At 69.8% G+C, this 18,411-nt stretch carries 12 protein-coding genes; 7 read left to right on the top strand and 5 right to left on the bottom strand.

From position 1 onward, the window contains the following. Positions 1–12 precede the first annotated feature (12 nt). The 7 genes from AKJ08_RS16910 to AKJ08_RS16880 all read left to right on the top strand — a co-directional run bounded on the left by AKJ08_RS16910 (position 13) and on the right by AKJ08_RS16880 (position 13,398). Positions 13–1,110: a vWA domain-containing protein gene (locus tag AKJ08_RS16910; RefSeq protein WP_050727149.1), complete on the top strand. Its 1,098-nt coding sequence runs from the start codon at positions 13–15 to the stop codon at positions 1,108–1,110. Continuing rightward, positions 1,107–2,615 carry a choice-of-anchor D domain-containing protein gene (locus tag AKJ08_RS19995; RefSeq protein WP_050727148.1) on the top strand — a complete coding sequence of 503 codons (1,509 nt, stop codon included), beginning with the start codon at positions 1,107–1,109 and terminating at the stop codon, positions 2,613–2,615. Before AKJ08_RS16910 ends, AKJ08_RS19995 begins: the two co-directional genes overlap by 4 nt. Next, positions 2,612–4,087 (top strand): hypothetical protein, encoded by a 1,476-nt coding sequence (locus tag AKJ08_RS16900; protein ID WP_050727147.1) that lies wholly within the window; start codon positions 2,612–2,614, stop codon positions 4,085–4,087. Before AKJ08_RS19995 ends, AKJ08_RS16900 begins: the two co-directional genes overlap by 4 nt. Positions 4,088–4,097: 10 nt before the next feature. Further along, positions 4,098–7,220, top strand: a complete 3,123-nt coding sequence (locus AKJ08_RS16895) for an IPT/TIG domain-containing protein (protein WP_050727146.1) — start codon at positions 4,098–4,100, stop codon at positions 7,218–7,220. A 51-nt stretch (positions 7,221–7,271) separates the two neighbouring features. Beyond that, positions 7,272–8,471: a hypothetical protein gene (locus AKJ08_RS16890; RefSeq protein WP_050727145.1), complete on the top strand. Its 1,200-nt coding sequence runs from the start codon at positions 7,272–7,274 to the stop codon at positions 8,469–8,471. Between the two features lie 87 nt (positions 8,472–8,558). Beyond that, positions 8,559–9,260, top strand: coding sequence for a ferredoxin--NADP reductase (locus tag AKJ08_RS16885; RefSeq protein WP_050727144.1), 702 nt, complete (start codon positions 8,559–8,561; stop codon positions 9,258–9,260). Between the two features lie 181 nt (positions 9,261–9,441). Further along, positions 9,442–13,398, top strand: coding sequence for a DUF3857 domain-containing transglutaminase family protein (locus AKJ08_RS16880; RefSeq protein WP_050727143.1), 3,957 nt, complete (start codon positions 9,442–9,444; stop codon positions 13,396–13,398). Positions 13,399–13,411: 13 nt separating this feature from the next. Here the strand turns inward: AKJ08_RS16880 and AKJ08_RS16875 are convergent, their stop codons facing one another. From AKJ08_RS16875 to hmgA, 5 genes are all read right to left on the bottom strand, one after another. Further along, positions 13,412–14,887, bottom strand: coding sequence for an RtcB family protein (locus AKJ08_RS16875; protein ID WP_082343298.1), 1,476 nt, complete (start codon positions 14,885–14,887; stop codon positions 13,412–13,414). 31 nt (positions 14,888–14,918) lie between these two features. Beyond that, positions 14,919–15,332 (bottom strand): archease, encoded by a 414-nt coding sequence (locus AKJ08_RS16870; protein WP_050727142.1) that lies wholly within the window; start codon positions 15,330–15,332, stop codon positions 14,919–14,921. Between the two features lie 70 nt (positions 15,333–15,402). Then, positions 15,403–15,774 carry a Rieske (2Fe-2S) protein gene (locus AKJ08_RS16865; RefSeq protein WP_050727141.1) on the bottom strand — a complete coding sequence of 124 codons (372 nt, stop codon included), beginning with the start codon at positions 15,772–15,774 and terminating at the stop codon, positions 15,403–15,405. Positions 15,775–15,850: 76 nt separating this feature from the next. Beyond that, entirely contained in the window at positions 15,851–16,909 is a 1,059-nt protein-coding gene (gene hppD / locus AKJ08_RS16860; protein WP_050727140.1) for a 4-hydroxyphenylpyruvate dioxygenase, read from the bottom strand. Between the two features lie 164 nt (positions 16,910–17,073). Next, positions 17,074–18,369 carry a homogentisate 1,2-dioxygenase gene (gene hmgA, locus AKJ08_RS16855; RefSeq protein WP_050727139.1) on the bottom strand — a complete coding sequence of 432 codons (1,296 nt, stop codon included), beginning with the start codon at positions 18,367–18,369 and terminating at the stop codon, positions 17,074–17,076. Positions 18,370–18,411 lie beyond the last annotated feature (42 nt).

Below are 18,411 nucleotides of genomic sequence, written 5' to 3'. Positions count from 1 at the left end.
GGGCGAGGCCTCATGTCCCCTACGCGAATCAGCCTTCTCGTCCTCGTGGTCGCGCTGGCCTCCGCCTGCGGGCGCGACGTTCTCATCGACGTGCCCAAGGCCCCCGAGAAAGAGGACGTCTTCGACCAGAAAAAGGCTTCGGCGATCGACATCCTCTTCGTCGTCGACAACTCGGCCTCGATGCGTCCGCACCAAGAAGCGCTGTTGAAGAACTTCGCCCGCTTCCTCGACGTCCTCGATCCCGCGTTCCGCCCCGACCTCGAGGGCCAGGTGGATTACCGGCTCGCCCTGGCGTCCACGGACATCTTCAACGAGCGGGGCGCGCTCCACGGCTCGCCCAAGATCGTCCAGCCGAATGCCGGCTACGATCCGCTGCGGGCGTTCCAGTCGAGCATCGACAAGCTCGGCACCGGAGGCTCCGCCCGATCGGAGGGTCTCGTCGCAGCGGAGGCCGCCCTGGTCACCGCGGGCAAGCAGAAGGACGAGCGCGGCAACCCGTTGTTCCTTCGGCCGGGCGCGTTCCTGTACCTGATCTTCGTCTCGGACGACGACGACTACTCCGCCGGCGAGGTGCGCTACTTCCAGCGCCAGTTCGGCTCGGTCAAGGGCGTCGGCAACGAGGGGACGGTGCTCGCATCGGCGATCGCGGGACCGAAGCCCAGGGGCTGCTCGATGGACACGGGCGCGCGCTACCTGGAGCTCGCGAAGGTCACGGGCGGCGTCCAGGGAGACATCTGCAACAAGGACTGGTCGAGCACCCTGCAGGAGCTCGCGTTCACCGGCCTCGGCCTGCGCAAGCGCTTCCAGCTCTCGCTGCCGCCCAAGGACATGGACGGCAGCGGCACCGTCGACCTCGAGGATCTCAACTACGTGGGCGTGCACTATCCGTGCAGGATGTCGGACGACGATCCCCACCTGGCAGACTGCGCAAACGTGGATCGACGCTGCAACGCCTCCGAGAAGAAGCCGGCGGTGATCTGCACGCCCTACGCCGACGAGAAGGACGGCGTGATCTTCGACGCCCGAGAGAACAGCCTGGTCTTCTCGGGTGCGGCCATCCCGGGCCCCGGCAGCCAGGTCGTGGTCCGCTACTACGCGAGGGATCGATGAAGCGCGCGATCCGGTTCTCCCTCCTTCTCCTCGCCGTGGCAGCTCTGGCCGCCTGCGGCAAGGAGACGCTCGGCGCGACCCGCCCGTCGATCCGCGTCACCGCCACCCACGTCGCCGACGACGGGAGCATGCTCCTCGACTTCGGCCCGGTGACGGTCCTCGACACGCGGGTGCTCAACATCCTCGTGCAGAACGACGGCCGCGCACCCCTTACGCTCCAGTCGGCCTCGATCGAAGGCCCCGAGGGGGTCTTCTCGACCTCGATGGAGATCGACGGGCTCCGGATCGCCTCCGGCGGATCCGTCGAGATCCCCGTCTCCTTCCGCCCGAACGCCGAGGAGGACTTCGAGGGGACCTTCGTCCTCCACCACGACGACAAGCAGAAACCGGACGTCGCGGTCCGCCTCCAGGGCACCGGCTCGACGGTTGGCCGGGTCGTGGTGGAGCCCGAGGAGATCGACTTCGGCGTGGTCGGCGAAGGAATGCGGGAGGTACGCACCCTGACGATCCGCTCGGTGGGAACCGGCCCCCTGGTGATCGACTCGATCGAGCTCGTGGACAGCCCCGAGGCCTTCGCCTTCCTGGGCTCGACGAGGCCGGCGCGCCTTCCGCCTCCCGCCGACGGTCTGCCGGGAGGAGCGGTGGAGATCCGGATCGGCTGCACGCCCATGGGGGAGCCCACGGAGCTCCACGGGACGGTGAAGCTCGCCACCACCGACCCCGACCGCCGGACCGTCCTCGTGCCGCTCTCGGCGAAGGTGAACCGGGCTCCGGTCGCGGTGATCGAGGTGGCTCCCGGGATCCACGTGGCGGAGGCGCCGATCGGCCTCGACGGCTCCCACTCCTACGATCCGGACGGGAACGAACCGCTGAGCGACTTCGCCTGGGAGGTCCTCGAATGGCCCCTCGGCGCCACGTTCCAGCTTGCGAATCGAGAGGACCCGATCGCCTCGCTAGTGGTCGACTCGCCGGGCACCTACGAAGTCGGCCTCGCCGTGAAGGACTCCCTCGGACTCGAGTGCCTCCGGCCTGGCGGTGATCCCCTCGCCCCCTGCGCCCGCAAGAAGATCGTGGTGAAGTCGGACATCGATCTCGTGGTCGAGCTCGTCTGGGATCACCCGGTGACCGACCTCGACCTGCACCTCGTCAAGGACGGCGGCCAGCTCTACTCGGACCTCGACTGCTTCTGGGCCAACAAGACGCCGGACTGGAACGAGATCGCCAATCCCGTCATGACCCAGGAGTCGCTGAAGGGGTTCGGTCCCGAGCGCATCGTCTTCCCCAAGCCCGCAGGCGGCCGGTACGACGTGAAGATCGAGTACGCCAAGACCAACGGCGCGAAGGATTCGACGACCCGGGCCACGGTGCGGGTCTTCGTCTACGGTATCCTCGAGGCGGAGCTCACCCGCACCCTGGACACGCCCAAGCAGCTCTGGGACGTCCTCAGCATCGACTGGCCGGCGGCGGTGCTCACGCCGATCGACACCGTGAAGGTCACGCCATGAAGCTTCCTTCCCTCGTCTTCGGACTCTGCATGGCGGTGGCCGCCGCTCTCCCGATCGCCTGCTCATCCGGCGGCGATGGCGGTGGCGGCGATCCGGGGGGCGCCGGTGGCGGCGTCGGCTGCCAGAAGAACGAGGATTGCTCGGGTGGGCTCGTCTGCATCGACGGCACCTGCACCGGCTGCAAGGGCGACGGGGACTGCGGGCGCGCCGAGCGCTGCAACGCCAGCTCCTTCACCTGCGAGTTCCGAGAGGGCTGGGGCGACGAGTGCACCGCCCACTCCGACTGCAACCTGGGCCTGGCCTGCGCGCAAGGCCGCTGCATGCCGCCCGAGCAGGTCGTCGACTGCGGCGGGAAGGGCCAGTGTCCGGAGGGGATGCGCTGCAACCGGCCGCTGAACGTCTGCGAAGAGGATCTCGGCTGCTACCACGACGAAGAGTGCCTGCAGGACGAGATCTGCAACGTGGGCACCGGCGCGTGCGAGCGGCGGTGCACCCTGATCACGGAGGAGGACATCTGCGCCGCCCGCGAGTACTGCTACTTCGGCCGCTGCGTGGAGTGCATCGCGGACGAGGACTGCAAGCTGGGCCTCAGCTGCAACGTGGCGGCGGGCCGGTGCGCCGGCGCGCAGACCTGCTTCACCGACCGCGACTGCTCCGCCGGCCTCGTGTGCAACCGCAGCACGAAATCCTGCACCACGGCGCCCCCGCCCTGCATCCAGGACTCCAACTGCCTGCCCGACGAGTACTGCGACATGCGGCGCCGGGCCTGCACCCTGCGCTCCTGCCAGGCCGATCAGGACTCGCCCAACGGGAGCCAGGCCGAGGCCAAGGTGATCGGCGCCGGGGAGCGAGGAAACCTCGTCGTCTGCGCGGGCGAGGAGAAGTGGTACCGGCTCCAGCTCCTGCGCGGCGACCGGATCAACATTCGGGTGGAGACCGACATCCTGGCGGCCAACGGCTTCAAGGTCCAGCTCCGCGACGGGCAGGGGAACATCCTCACGGAGGACCCCTTCCTGCTGGACGCGACCGTCGGCGTGGACGGCACCTACTTCCTGCGGGTCCGGACCGACGACATCCAGGCTCGCTACGCCTTGAGCATCCTGGTCGCCAAGGGCGTGCCCTGCGACGATGACGGGTTCAAGGGCAACGACTCGCCCTCGCACGCCGGTGCCCTGACCCCGGGGGACTACCTCAACCTGCGGGCGTGCCCGGGCGTTCCGGACTGGTTCGTGATGGAGGTCCCCGCCGGCCGGACGGCCGCGGCGAGCCTCGTTCACGACCCCCTGAAGGGCCTGCTCGATCTCTTCCTCATGGACAGCGACGGGCATACGCTGCTCGCCGCCGATCAGGGGATCCAGGGCGAGAAGCGGGTGCGGTCGTCCCGGGTCTCTGCGGGGCGGGCCTACGTGCTGGTACATTCAACCGATGCAAGAGTGATGAACGCGTACGACCTGAAGGTCGCGCTCGAATAGGAGGCGGATCATGGGCAAGCTCTCGCGGATTGCGGCGCTGTCCATCGCGCTGGCGGGGCTCGTTGCGGTCGGATGCGGCGTCGAACCGCCGAAGTCGGGCGGCACCGGCGGCTCCTCTGGCTCCGGCAAGCCCCACGGGCGCGCCGGCGACGGCGGCGACACGGAGACCGGCGGAGACGGCGGCGGGGACCCGGGCACCGGCGGAACCGGCGGCGGTGGCGGCATCGAGCCGGGCGGCGTCCGGCTGGATGCGGTGCGGCCGCCGCGAGGCTCGATGGGCGGGGGCGAGACGCTGATCCTCCGAGGCGCGGGCTTCCTCCCGAAGGAGGACTCTCCGGGCGGGCCGACCACCGTGTTCTTCGGCACGAACCCCGCGATCGGCGCGCGCGTCGTCAACGACACCACCATCTACGTCGCGGCGCCCCCAGGGACCCTCGGTGACGTGGACGTCTCGCTCCAGAACGTCAACGGCGAGGCGAGCTGCGTCTCTTGCTACCGCTACCTCGAGCCGGTCGATCTGCGCGCGGTCGAGCCCGCGGAAGGCCCGACTACAGGCGGCAGCGCCGTGATCCTGCGAGGCTCGGGGCTGCGGGCGGACATGACGATCCTCTTCGGAGGCCGCGCGGCTCTCGACGTCACCTCCCTCGACGACGGCTCGCTCTCGGCGATCCTCCCGCCCGGGGACGCCGAGGGCCCGGTCGACGTGCGCGTCTTCTCCGAGGACGGACAGGCCTGGCTGCGCAAGGCGTTCACCTACGTCGCCCGGCTCCGGATCGACCGGGTCGATCCGCCTGGCGGCCCGCTCGCAGGCGGGAACCGCGTGATGCTCAGCGGGGCAGGCTTCACCGCGAGCTCACGCGTGTACTTCGGCGACACGCCCGCCGCGACGACCCTCGGGCCGGCCGGGAGTCTGTCGGCGACCGTCCCCCCCGCTGCGGCGGCAGGGGCCGTGGAGATCTCGGTGCGCACCCACGCCTCCACGGCGCGCGCCACCTACGCCTACTTCGATCCGGCTGACACGACGGTGCACCTCTACGCGATCTCGCCGGACCGCGGCGCCGTCTCCGGCGGCACGACCGTGACGCTGGTGGGGACCGGCCTGGACAGCGGCCAGCTCGCCGTGCGCTTCGGCGGCGTTCTCGCGGTCCCGGCCGCTGCCGACGGCGGCAACTTCGTTACCGCTACCTCGCCCGGCGTATCCGCCGCGGGGCTCGTGGACGTGGAGGTGCGCGTCGCCACCGGCAACGACACGCTCGCGTCCGCCTATCGCTACCTGACGCCGATCGGCGTGACTTCGGTCTCGCCCTCCGACGGCCCGACCGCCGGCGGCACCGCGATCACCGTGCTCGGAGCGGGCTTCCCCGATCGGGTGCGCGTCTTCGTCGGGGCCCTCGAGGCCACGAACGTGGTCCGGGTGAGCGGATCGCAGATCACGGCGACCACCCCGCGGGGAACCGACGGCTCGGTGCCGGTGCGGGTCGTGGCAGCGGACGACGACGGCGTAGAGGGGATCCTCGTCGGCGGCTTCCGCTACGACGGCCCCTTCTCCCTCGCCTTGGTGGACCCCTCCATGGGCGCCCGCGCCGGCGGGACCCGGGTCACCCTGCGGGGCAGCGGCTTCCGCCCGGGGATGGCGACCTCCTTCGGAGACACGGCGTCCCCCTCCGTGCAGGTGATCGATCCCTTCACCGCCGTAGCGACGACGCCGAAGGGGAGCACCGGAGTGGTCGACGTCCAGGCGAGCCGCAGCGATGGCGCCTCGGCGCTGATCTCGGGGGCGTTCACCTACTTCGACCCCACCAGCACCACGGGTGGCTCCTCCGGGGGGCCGATCAACGGCAACCTCAACGTCACCGCCCTCGACGGAAGCCGCGAGAACTTCGGCATGCCGCTCGAAGGCGCCCGCGTGCTCCTCGGCAGCGACGACGGATCGCTGCAGGGCATCACGGACGAGCGCGGCCAGGTCACGATCTCGTCGTCCCTCCTGGTGAAGGCGCAGCAGGTCACCGTCTCGATGCCGGGTTACGAGATGGCCACGGTGGTGAAGCAGCAGTCGGAGAACCTCACCGTCCTGCTCCAGCCACTGGGCGGGGGCGGCGGCCCCGGCGGCCCCAGTGAGGGTCCACCGCCCGGGACCGTCCGCGGCAGGGTTTTCGGTTTCAAGCTGCCGCCGAATCGGAAGCTGAAGCCGAGCGAGCGCGAGATGGCGTTCGTCCACTACGCTCCGAGCAGCGTCTACTTCGCCCCGCCCTGGGTGGACGACGACAACTATAAAGCCACCGGAAAGACGATCAATGTGGAGGGCGGGGAGTTCTCCTACATGTTCGGCAACCCTGGTCGCATGGCCTTCTACGCAGAGTACGGGATCCAGGATGCGGACGGCTCGTTCGAGCGGCTCCTCCTTGGCGTCGCCCGCGGGGTCGAAGTCCGCTCGGGGAAGACGGTGCAGGCCGACATCGTCCTCGACATGCGACTCGACATGTCCGTGCCGGTGACGATCGAGAACCCTCCGCGAATCGGATCGTGGTCCGGCACCTCCAACCTCTGGGCGTTCGTCGACCTGGGGCCGGAGGGCGTGGTCCCTGTCGGGAACACGCGGGACTCCAGCGGAAACGGCTCGACGACGCTCACGAAGCTGCCCTGGCTCACCGGTGACAGCTTCCTCTTCGAGGTCTTCGGCGGGACCGACGCCGACCCCAACCCGAGGAGGTCTAGACCGCTTACCGTGGCCTTCCGGCGCCAGCCGGGCGACCTGACCGCGGGCCTCACCGTGGGCCCCCTGATGGGTCTGCCTAGCGTCGCCCAGCGAGGCGACGGCCCGATCACGTCCGGGGGTGGTAGCGTGATCGAGTGGACCTACGAGCCGGGTCCGGATCCGGAGATCGCCTACCTGGAGATCTCCGCCGGTATCTCGGTATGGCACATCGTGCTCCCGGGAACGGAGCGCCAGGTCCAGCTCCCGGCCTCGGTGCTGGACGAGCTGCGGACCATGTTCCCGAGGGGGACGGAGCTCGACATGCAGCTCATCTCCGGACGGGAGCCGCGCTTCACCTTCGACCAGTGGGGCTATTCGGATACTTGGGTCCAGAACTACACGAGCTTCTCCCTCGCCGTCGGATCCTTCTTCCTTTGAGCGTCCGCCGCTCCTGACCCCACACGCCGCACCCAGCCCGTGGAGCACGTCTTGCGCGTCCCATCCGTAATCCTCTTCCTCGCCGCATCGCTCCTCTGTGCGCTCGCATCGACGTCGTGCTCGGATCGGACGAAGTTCCGCGCGCTCTGCGCGAGCGACACGGATTGCCAGGACCGCCACGGCAATTCCAACTGGGCCTGCGACAAGCAGGTGGGCGACTGCGTCTGCACGGGCGACGGCGCCTGCATGGAGAAGGAGCACTGCGAGGTCCGCCCGGGCGGCGACGGCAGGTGCCACCCCAACCGCGGTTGTGACTGGAACGAGGACTGCGACGGGAACACGTGGTGCGACACGGCCAACCACATCTGCCGCCTCTCCGGCTGCGAGGTGGACACCAACTGCAAGCTGGGTCAGATCTGCGACCAGACGAGCAAGACCTGCGTGCCCGGCTGCCGCACCCACGGCGACTGCGCGACGTTCGGCGACGTCTGCCTCTGCATGGACGACGCGCAGAACCCCGTCCCCTGCGTGTGTGACGCGACGACGGAGGCGGGCCGCGCCGGCTGCAAGCCGGGCGTCTGCACCTCGAAGACCTGCGCCGACGACTCCTTCTGCAAGTGGGGCGAGGTCTGCAAGCCGGTGGCGGGCGAGATGCTCAAGCAGTGCGTGAAGGACGACCGGGGGCCGTTCTGCGAGCCGTGCGAGCTCGCGCCGGGGGGTGCGCCGCGCTGCAAGAACCCCAACGGATCCACGTCCAACGGGAACTACTGCCTCGAGGACACGATGACCGCCAGCGGGCAGTTCTGCGGGGTCGACTGTGTCGACGGCCAGTCGTGCCCCAACGGCTTCTCCTGCCGGGACGTCCGGGTGGTGACCGGCCAGTCCTGCACCAGCGTGGACGCATGCAAGCCGCACCCCGCGGCGCCGTCCTGTACACCGGCTACGGTGGACGTCGACTGCCCCGGGGGCTCCCGGTGCGTGAACGGGAAGTGTGCCGCGACCTGCCCGGTGAGCGAGTCCGGGGTTCGGGGCTACTGCGGCTGCGTCGTCGACGACGAGTGCGTCAAGGACACCTGCAGGCCGGACGGAACGTGCGAGATCTCCGGTCGCCGCTGCATCGACGGCTGTAACGACGTGAGGTGCATCAACGACGGCAGCAGAGGCTACTGCTGGATCGGCAGGAACTGCGCGCCGGACCTGGGGATCCCCTGCGCCGACGTCCGCGAGGGCAAGGGACCGTACGACCACTGACCCTGGCGTCTCCGGCTCGCGCTTCGTCGCGAGCCGGAGCCCCCATTCGCCTTGAGCCCGAGGCCTTCGCCCGTTAGGTTGCCGCGGGTGTACGGCTCGAGGTTCACCTTCCATCCGGCCCGCGTGTCGGCCTCCCGAGACGAGACGCCGCTGATGCGCTCGCTCCGCCTCGAGGTCGACGCCGACGTGGCCGGGAGCCACGAGGAGGCCGGCCAGTTCGTGGAGGTCCGCCTCCCCGGCGAGAGCAGCGGCGGCTTCTTCGCGATCGCCAACGCGCCGGACGGACGGTCGATCGAGCTCCTGATCAAGCGCGGCCAGGGCCTCCCGGACGAGCTTGCCGAGCTCGGCGTCGGCGCGATCGTGGAGACCTCCGCCGCGATGGGGAGGGGATTTCCCGTCGCCGCCTGCAGGGGCAAGAGCCTGCTCCTCTTCGCCACCGGCTCGGGCTTCGCGCCGATCCGCGCCGTGCTCCAGGAGGTCGCCCGCCTCCGGGACGCCTTCGGCCGGGTGGACCTCTTCTTCGGCGTGCGCTCAGGCGGCGAGTTCCCCTACGAGGCCGAGCTCAGGGCGTGGGAGTCGGCGGGGATCCGCGTCCACCGCGCGGTCTCCCGCCCGGCGGCTTCGGAGGAGGCCTACGCGGGCTACGTTCAGCAGCGCTTCCGCGAGGCGCTGCCGCCGGTGGAAGACGCGGTCGCGATGCTCTGCGGCCTGCAGGGGATGATCGAGGGCGTCACCGAGGCGCTCCTCCAGGCGGGTATGCCTCCGGACCGGATCCTCCAGAACGTCTGAGCGGGCCGTCAGGCCGGCTGCCGCTGGCGATCCTCCAAAACGTGTGAGCAAGGCGCCACGGCGGATCCTCGAGGACGGTCGAACCCGTCACCACGACGACGCTTTTGCAGCGACGCTTCCTTGCTGGCCCGCTCGCCCGGGCGTTAGGCTCCCACCCTCCCAGACACGCCGAGGATCGTCCTTGAAGACCTACGCACATGTGGTCCTGGCCGCCGCGCTGCTGTTCGGATGTGCCACCACGTCGACCCCGTCGCCTGGGAGCCCTACCCCGATCGCGGAGTCGCCCGTCGCCTCCCGCATCCCCGACGAGAGCCGCCCCGACGCGCCGGCGCCGGTCGGCTTCTATCGGATGCGCACCGTGCTCCGGCTGGAGGCGGACGGCACGTACCGCACCACCTTCGAGGAGCGCTACGTCGTGCTCTCGGCGTCGGTCCCCGGCTACTTCGGCCAGCTCTCGGCGGAGTTCGATCCGGCCCAGGACGAGGTACCCGTCCTCGAGGCGAAGGTGACGCTGCCGGACGGAACGGTGAAGGAGCTCGACCCCGCCACCATCGCCAAGGGTCCGGCGACGTCGTCGAGCGCCGACAACTTCAGCGATCGCCTGCGCGTGGTGGCGCCGCTGCCGGCGATCGTCCCCGGCAGCATCGTGCAGCGGAGCTGGACCCTCTCGAGGAACCGCCCCACCGTGAGCTTCGGGAACTCGTTTGCGCTCCCGATGGCCTCGATGCTCACGTCCGACGAGGCTTCGGCCGTCGTCGAGCATCCAGTCGGCCTGCCACTCAAAGTGCAGGCCTTCGCCACTCCGTCCGAGCACGCGACCGAAGAGCTCGAAGGTGGTCGAATCCGGCTGACCTGGACGCGCTCCTCGGCCCCCTCGGCCTCGTTCGCGAACCACCTCCCGCCTTGGTCGCGCCGCTACCCGGCGATCTTCGTCTCCACCGCCCGCTCGTGGCAGGACGTGGCGCGCGGCTATCGGGAGCTGGTCGGGCCCGCGCTGGATCCTGCGCCCCTTCAGAGCATCGCCGCCGGCCTGAAGCCCGCGTCGAAGGCGCCCAGGGACGTCGCGGCGGCGGCCCTCGACTGGATGCACCACAACCTGCGCTACACCGGCCTCGACTTCGGCAACGCGGGCGTGGTGCCCCACACCCCCTCACAGACGCTCGAGCGCGGATACGGCGACTGCAAGGATCTGGCGGCCTTCCTGGTGGCGCTCCTGGATGCCGCCGGCCTGGAGGCGCGGATCGCCCTGGTGAACACCGGCTCCCTGGCGGAAGGCCCTGCCGAGCTGCCGGGCCTCCAGCGCTTCGATCACGCCATCGTCGTGCTGCCCGGGAAGGAGCCGCTCTGGATGGATCCCACGATGCGGGGGATGCCGCCTGGCGTGCTCGACGATCTCTCGGTGGGCAGGCTGGCGCTCGTGGTGGATTCGAAGACCACCGCCCCGATCCGGACGCCGCTGCCTCCCGCGGAGGCGAACCGGGCGGTGATCCGCACCGAGGTGACGCTCCCCGAGTCCGGCCTGGGGACGATCCGCAAGACGCGGACCCTGGCTGGAACGGCGCTGTCCGGCAGGCGCTACCGGGCGATCTGGCAGACGGAGGATCAGGTCAAGCGCGCGATGGCGGCGGACGTGGCGCAGATCCACTCGACCAGCGACTTCGACCTCCGTTACTCGGATCCCCTGAGCGCCCGCGCGCCCTTCGAGGAGGTGATCGAGATCCGGCGCTCGAGCAAGGCCGAGGCCGCGGACTCCAATGCGGTGGCCTCCCTGGGCTTCTCCGAGTTCCTCGGCCTGCTCCCCTCCCAGCTCGTCAACGAGGACGACGACGACGAGGGACCGGACGCCGACGTCTTCCTGGGGGCGCCGGCTGAGCTGGAGATGGTCACCCGCGTGCGGGTGCATCCGATCTTCCGCCTGCAGGGCGGGAGCGTCTCCCGAACGGGCGAGGCCGCTGGGATCCATTGGAGCTACGCCGTCGAGCCGACCGACGACGGCGCCGAGGCCCGGCTGTGGCTGCGCATCGACGTGCCGGAGGTGCGCGCCGAAAATCTGCCAGCGGTCCGGAGCTCGCTGAACGAGCTCCTCTCCGCCCCCGACTCGGCGGTCTTCGACAACCGGATCCTGCAGCTCCTCGAGGAGGGCAAGGTCGCGACGGCCGCGGCCGAGCTGCGCGAGCTGATCCGCAAGGAGCCGAAGAGCGCCTGGCTCCAGGCCCTCCTGGCCCGCACTGCCCTCGCGGCGTCCCTGGGCGCCGAGGCACACAGGCTCGCGAAGGCCGCCGCCGAAGCGGCGCCGGGCGCGGCCAACGTGCTCCGCGCGGAGGGATGGATCCTGTCTCACGACAAGTGGGGCAAGCGCCTCACGGAGGGCATGGATCGAAAGGGAGCCGTCGAGGCCCTCACCCGCGCCCGCAAGCTCGATCCCGAGAGCTGGACCCGCGGGACGCTGATCGACCTCCTCTCGCGGGACGGTCGCGGCTCGATCGGCGGGGCCGGCGCGGACGTCGACCGCGCCCTCGAGGAGCTGCGGAGCTTCCGGAAGGAGGTCGACGACAGGGATGACGAGCTCTACTTCAACCTGCTCTGGAAGCGGGGGCTCGACGACGAGCTGATCGCCGAAGCCGAGAAGTCGAAGAAGAACTGGGCGGAGGCAGTGGCTGCCAAGGCCCGAAGGGACGGGGCCGCGGCAGCGCTCGCCTGGGTCGATCGCCAGAACGCCGGCGTTCGGGAGCCGCTCCTCGCGGGGGCGACCTATCTACTCTTCACGGCCCGCGAGTACCCGCTCGCCCGCAGCCTCGCCTCGCGCGTGGGAGATCCCCGCTTCGAGACGATGAAGAAGTGGCTCAATCGCCTGGAGCGGCGGGAGACGAGTCCGCTCCGCAGGGACGATCCGGTCGAGCTGGTGGCCGAGGCCATGGCCCTCTCGCTCGGCGCCAACGCCCGGGTCACGGCGGACGAGATCGGCCTGAGCGAGGCTTCGAGCCGCGCGCTCGAGGTGTCGCTCCGGCCGGTGATCACGCAGTACCTGGATTCCGCCGAGGCCTTCGTCGACCTGGCCCGGACCATCGCCCGCGTGAAGGAGACGAGGGAGATCCCGGGGATCGGCGTCCTGGTCGCCATCGACACCGAGTTCTCCGGGAGCGGCTTCGATCTCTGCGAGCGGGGACGGTCCGGGCTCCGCTACCACCCGATCCAGAGCCCGACGGCGCGTGTGGCGGAGGCGTGGAAGGCCCTCGAGGCCAAGGATTCCGCGAAGGCGCGCGCCTGGCTGGATCTCTGCGTCGTGCTGGACTCGAAGTTGAAGCGCCGGGAGCCCACGATCCGGCGGCTGATGAAGGGCTCCGACGACGACCTCGCGCTGGGGATCGCCCTCGCCCATGGCGATTCCGACGGCGAGCTGGAGCGCATGCTCCCCGTGCTGGCCCGCGCGTACGGAAACCTCCCCTCTCGCAGGGACGACGACATCTTCGTCGGCTACGACTATCTGAACGTTCTCGTCACATCGAAGCGCTTCGACGACGCCCTCGGCGTCGTGGCGCGGCTCGAGGAGCTGGGGCTCATGGACGAGCCGGGCGAGGCCGCCTCCACCCGCGTCTTCATCCTGGGCAAGGCCGAGCGGCCCGACGCCCTGGAGGCCCTCGCCCGCGAGCTCCTCGAGCGGGATCCGGTCTCCAAGGAGGCGTTCCGGGCCCTCTCCTGGGCAGCGGATCTTCGCGGTGACTGGCGCGCGGCCCGCGACATCGCCCTGCGGATGGCCGACGCCGGTGTCGGCACCAATCCGCTGAACGACGCCGCGTGGACCGGCGTTTTCCTGGGGGTGCAGGACGAGGACATCCGGAGGGCGGAGGTCGCGATCGGCCCGAAGGCGGACAAGGCGAGCGCGCTGGACACGCTGGCCGTGCTCCTCGCCGAGAAGGGCGAGGTCGACCGCGCGCTCCGCATCCTCGCAAGGCAGGAGTCGCTGGATCCGACCGCGACGAGCTGGTCCAACGTCTACGTGCGGGCACGCATCGCCGAGGCGCTGGGCTTCCGCGAGGCTGCGATCGAGCTCTACCGCAGCGTGAAGCCGGCCCGCAGCAAGACCAACGACCTCCATGGCCTCGCCGTGAAGCGCCTGGAGGCCCTGGGCGCCCGCTAAAGAGCTGGCGCGATCAGCCCTTGAGCACGGCGATGGGGCGGAGCCGCGCGACCTTGCGGGCCATGCCGGCCTCGTGGACCACGTCGACCACCCGGTCGACGTCCTTGTAGGCGGTGGGCGCCTCCTCGGCGAGCTCCACGTTGGACGTGCACTCGATGGCGATGCCCTCGTCCTCGAGCTCGTGGCGCAGATCCGCGCCCCGTACCTCGTGCTTGCTCTGGGTCCGGCTCATGGCGCGGCCCGCGCCGTGGCAGCAACTGGCCAGCGAGATGTCGCGGGCCTCGTCGGTCCCGAGGAGCACGTACGAGGCGGTGCCCATGCTGCCGGGGATGAAGACGGGCTGCCCCAGCCCCTGGTAGGCGGGAGGGATCTCGCGGCTCGAGGGGCCGAAGGCGCGGGTGGCGCCCTTGCGATGCACGACGAGCTCGTCGTCGCCGTAGCGCTCCACCTTGGCGGTGTTGTGGGCGACGTCGTAGATGAGCCTCAGCGCGCCGCGCGATTCGCCTAGGAACTCCTCGAAGATCCGCCGCATGTGGTGGGCGATCACCTGCCGGTTCGCGAAGCCGTAGTTGGCGGCGGCGCCCATGGCCGCGAAGTACTCCTGCCCCGCCTGCGACGAGAAGGGCGCACACGCGAGCTGCCGATCGGGGACGTGGATCCCGTGCCGCGTCATCACCGCGTCCATCCGCTTCACGTAGTCGGTGCAGACCTGGTGTCCCAGGCCCCGCGACCCGGTGTGAACGAGCACGGTGATCTTCCCCGGGAAGAGTCCGAGCTGCGCCGCGGCGTCGTCGTCGAAGACCTGGTCGACGAGCTGGATCTCGACGAAGTGGTTGCCGCCGCCCAGGGTGCCGAGCTGATCGTGGCCGCGCTGCTTCGCGCGCTCCGAGACCTGGGTGGACTTGGCGCCTGGCATGGCGCCACCCGACTCGAGGAAGTGGACGTCCTCGGAGACGCCGAGGTGGAGCTCCTCGACCAGATAGGGGACGCCGTCGTTCAGGAGGTGATCGAGCTGCCGGCGATTTAGCGAGAGCTTGCGGCTCGAGCGGCCGAAGCCCGCCGGCACGCTACGGGAGACCTCGTGGATCAGCTTCTCGAGGACCGGACGGATGTCGTCCTCCTCGAGCTCGGAGACGAGGAGGCGGACGCCGCAGTTGATGTCGAAGCCGATCCCGCCGGGAGAGATCACGCCGTCGGGCAGGCGGGTGGCCGCCACGCCGCCAACGGGGAAGCCGTAGCCCTCGTGCATGTCGGGCATGCCCAGGGCGGCGTCGACGATCCCGGGGAGCGTGGACACGTTCACGAGCTGCCGGAGGCTCCGATCCCGCTGGATCTGCTGGATGAGCACGTCGTCGGCGAAGATGCGCACGGGGACCCGCATGTCGGGCCGGAAGCTCGTGCCGATCTCGTAGATCCAATCCTCCACGGGCTCAGGCGTCGGTCGCGCGTGGAGGAGCTCCTTCGAGAGCGGGACCTCGGTGGATTCCATGGGCTCCTCCTGGTCGAGTTTCCCATCAGACCTAGACATCCAGCACGACACGCGCTCGAAAGCCGCCGTCCGTCTCCTCGATGTGCAGGTCGTGGAAGGTGGCCGCCTTCACCGGCGTCCTCCACTCGAGAGGATCCACGCCGCGAAGCGTGGCCTTCAGCTCGCGATCGGTGAGCTCCAGGATCCGCGGAGCCGGATAGAGCTTCCCGTTGTGGTCGACCTGGAAGATCAGCTCGTCGAGCCACGAGACGAGGAGCGCCTCGCGGTCGCTCGCGTCGACCTGCACCTCGTGCTCCTCGCTTCCTTCTGCGGCGAGCTCCTCGCCCCCCATCACCTCGGCGAGCGCTGCGGCGGCCTCTACGAAGAGCCCGTCGAGCGTGGGCGCCTCGGCGGCGATGCACACCTCGCTCGTGTGCTCCTCGAGCCAGTGGCGCGAGACCTCCATTCGATAGCGATAGGCAGCGCATTGGGCAGGGCCAAGCAGCGCGTGTGCGAAGCGCTCTTCGTGCGCGCGCCTACGCGGTCTTCAGCCAGCCGTCCTCCACGTGGACGGGCCACGGCGTGAGCCGGCTGCCGGCGCAAGGGCCGCCGACGCAGACGCCGTCGGAGAGGCGGAAGAGCGCGCCATGCCAGGAGCAGGCGATCAGCTCCTTCTTCGCGGTGAGGTAGCCGTCGAGCTCGCGGGCCAGCGGCAATCCGGCGTGGGGGCACTGGTCCACGTAGCCGTGGACGGCGCCATTCTCCCGCACCACGAAGCCGTGGAAGAGGGCCTCGCCGATCTGGAGGACGAAGTTGCGTGCCCCGGGCTCCTCGATGGAATCGACGGGGCAGAGCCGCACGCCCGGTGGCGTCTGCCACACGCGCTCGCGGCGAAGGGAATCGGTCATGTTGCTCTTCTACGAAGCACCAGCGATCCGCCGCCGCTCGAGGACGAACGGCGGCGAATCACAATCCACGTGAAGGTCAGGCGTCGACCTTGATCACGCCGCGGCGGATCTGGTCGAGCTCGATGGACTCGAAGAGCGCCTGGAAGTTGCCGTTGCCGAAGCCCTCGTTGCCCTTGCGCTGGATGATCTCGAAGAAGATCGGGCCGAAGAGGTTCTCGGTGAAGATCTGCAGGAGCAGGCCCTCTTCCTGGCTGCCGTCGATGAGGATGCGGTTCTTCCTCATCCGCTCGAGGTCCTCACCGTGGCCGGGGACGCGCTTGTCCACGAGCTCGTAGTAGGTCTCGATGGTGTCCTGGAAGACCACGCCGTTGGCCTTCATCTTCTCGATGGTCTCGAAGATGTTCGGCGTGGTGAAGGCCAGGTGCTGGATGCCCTCGCCGTTGTACTGGCGGATGAACTCCTCAATCTGGGACTTCTCGTCCTGGCTCTCGTTGAGCGGGATCCGGATCATGCCGTCCGCCGCGATCATCGCCTGGGAGAACAGGCCGGTGGCCTTGCCCTTGATGTCGAAGTACTTCTGCTCCTCGAAGTTGAAGACGCGGTTGTAGAAGCTCGACCACACCCGCATCTGGCCGCGGCGCACGTTGTGCGTGAGGTGGTCGAGGATCTGGAGGCCCATGCCGTTCTTGGCCTCGGCCTCGGCAGCGCCCGGGATCGGCTCCCAGTCGTCGTAGAGGCTGCCCTTCTCGCCGTAGCGGTCGACGAGATAGAGGAGCGAGCCGCCGATCCCCTCCAGGACGAAGGAGCCGGCCCCGAGGGCGCCGGGAGCCGAGTCGGTGGGCTTCGCGCCGCGCTCGATCGCCATGCCGAACGCCTTCTTGGCGTCCTCCACGCGGAAGGCCATGCCGCAGGCCGACGCGCCGTGCTCGGCGCGGAACGACGCCGCCTGGCCCTTCTCCTCGCGGTTGAGGAGGAGGTTGATCTCGCCCTGCTTGTAGCGGACCACGTCCTTGGTCGGGTGCTTCGAGACGGCGGTGAAGCCGAGGAGCTCGAAGGTGCGCGCCATCTTCTCGGGTTCGGGCGAGGTGAACTCGACGAACTCGAAGCCGTCGGTACCGAGCGAATTTTCAGCCATTTGCAACTCCTGCGAAGAAGCGCGGCCGGACCGAGGCAGGCCGCGAAAACGGGTCCGATCCCTCTACATCAGATGCCGGGCGGAGGCGACCCTCCCAGGCCCGTGCGGGACGAGGCGGCGCTCCCGGACGACGGGTCGCCGACACGCGCCCGCTCTGGCGAGAATCACTTCGCGCCGGGCAGGCGCGCCTTCTCGAACCCGACCCAGCACTCGTCGTAGTCGGGCTGGAGGGTCGGGCTCTCCATGGCGAAGGCGGTCGGAGCGATCACCGAGCGCGACTCGAACATGAACGCGAGGGTGTTCTCGATCTTGTGGGGCGCGAGCCGCGCCTCGACGGCCTGGTCGTAGCTGTGCCGGTCGGGGCCGTGGGCGCTCATGCAGTTGTGCAGCGAGGCGCCGCCGGGCGCGAAGCCGCCGCCCTCCTTGGCGTCGTAGATGCCGTGGATGAGGCCCATGAACTCGCTCATCACGTTGCGGTGGAACCAGGGCGGGCGGAAGGTCTCCTCCGCCACCATCCACCGCGGCGGGAAGATCACGAAGTCGCAGTTGGCGGTGCCCGGCGTGTCGGTGGGCGAGGTGAGGACCGTGAAGATCGACGGATCCGGATGGTCGAAGCTCACCGTGCCGATGGTGTTGAAGCGGGCGAGGTCGTACTTGTACGGCGCCAGGTTGCCGTGCCAGGCCACGACGTCGAGGGGCGAGTGGTCGACGGTGGTCTCCCAGAGCCGGCCGTTGAACTTCTGCCGCACGCGAGTGGGCCGCTCCACGTCCTCGAACGCCGCCACGGGGGTGAGGAAGTCGCGGGGGTTCGCGAGGCCGTTGGAGCCGATGGGGCCGAGCTCCGGGAGCCGGAAACTGGCGCCGTGGTTCTCGCAGACGTAGCCGGCAGCGTCACCCTCTGCAAGCTCGACCCGGAAGCGCACGCCGCGGGGCACCACCGCGATCTCGCCCGGCGGCAGGTGGAGCTTGCCGAGCTCGGTGAAGAGCTCGAGCGCGCCCTTCTGCGGCACCAGGAGGAGCTCGCCGTCGGCGTTGAAGAAGACCGAATCCACCATGGAGCGGTTGGCCGCGTAGAGGTGGATCGAGATGCCGGTGCCGGCGGTGGGGCCGCCGTTGCCGGCGAAGGTCACGAGGCCGTCGACGAAGTCGGTCGGCTTCGAGGGCGACGGCTGCGGGTTCCAGCGAAGGCGATTGGGGCTCACGGCGCCTTCCGCGAAGGGGCCGCTGTGCAGCAGGCCCTGCTCGGCGAGCCGGAAGGCGGGATGGTTCGCCGAGGGGCGGAGGCGATAGAGCCAGGAGCGGCGGTTCTCGCGGCGGGGCGCGGTGAAGGCGGTGCCCGAGAGCTGCTCGGCGTAGAGGCCGTAGGGCACCCGCTGCGGTGAGTTGCGCCCTTCCGGCAGCGCGCCGGCCACCGCCTCGGTTGCGTGCTCGTTGCCGAATCCCGACAGGTACGACGTCATGTCTCCTCCAAGTTGGACGCATCCTACCAGCGACGGCCGCTC

The sequence above is a fragment of the Vulgatibacter incomptus genome (assembly GCF_001263175.1).
Classification (GTDB): domain Bacteria; phylum Myxococcota; class Myxococcia; order Myxococcales; family Vulgatibacteraceae; genus Vulgatibacter; species Vulgatibacter incomptus.
Note: the sequence above shows the minus strand (reverse complement) of the source record. Positions and strands in the feature narration are given on the sequence as shown.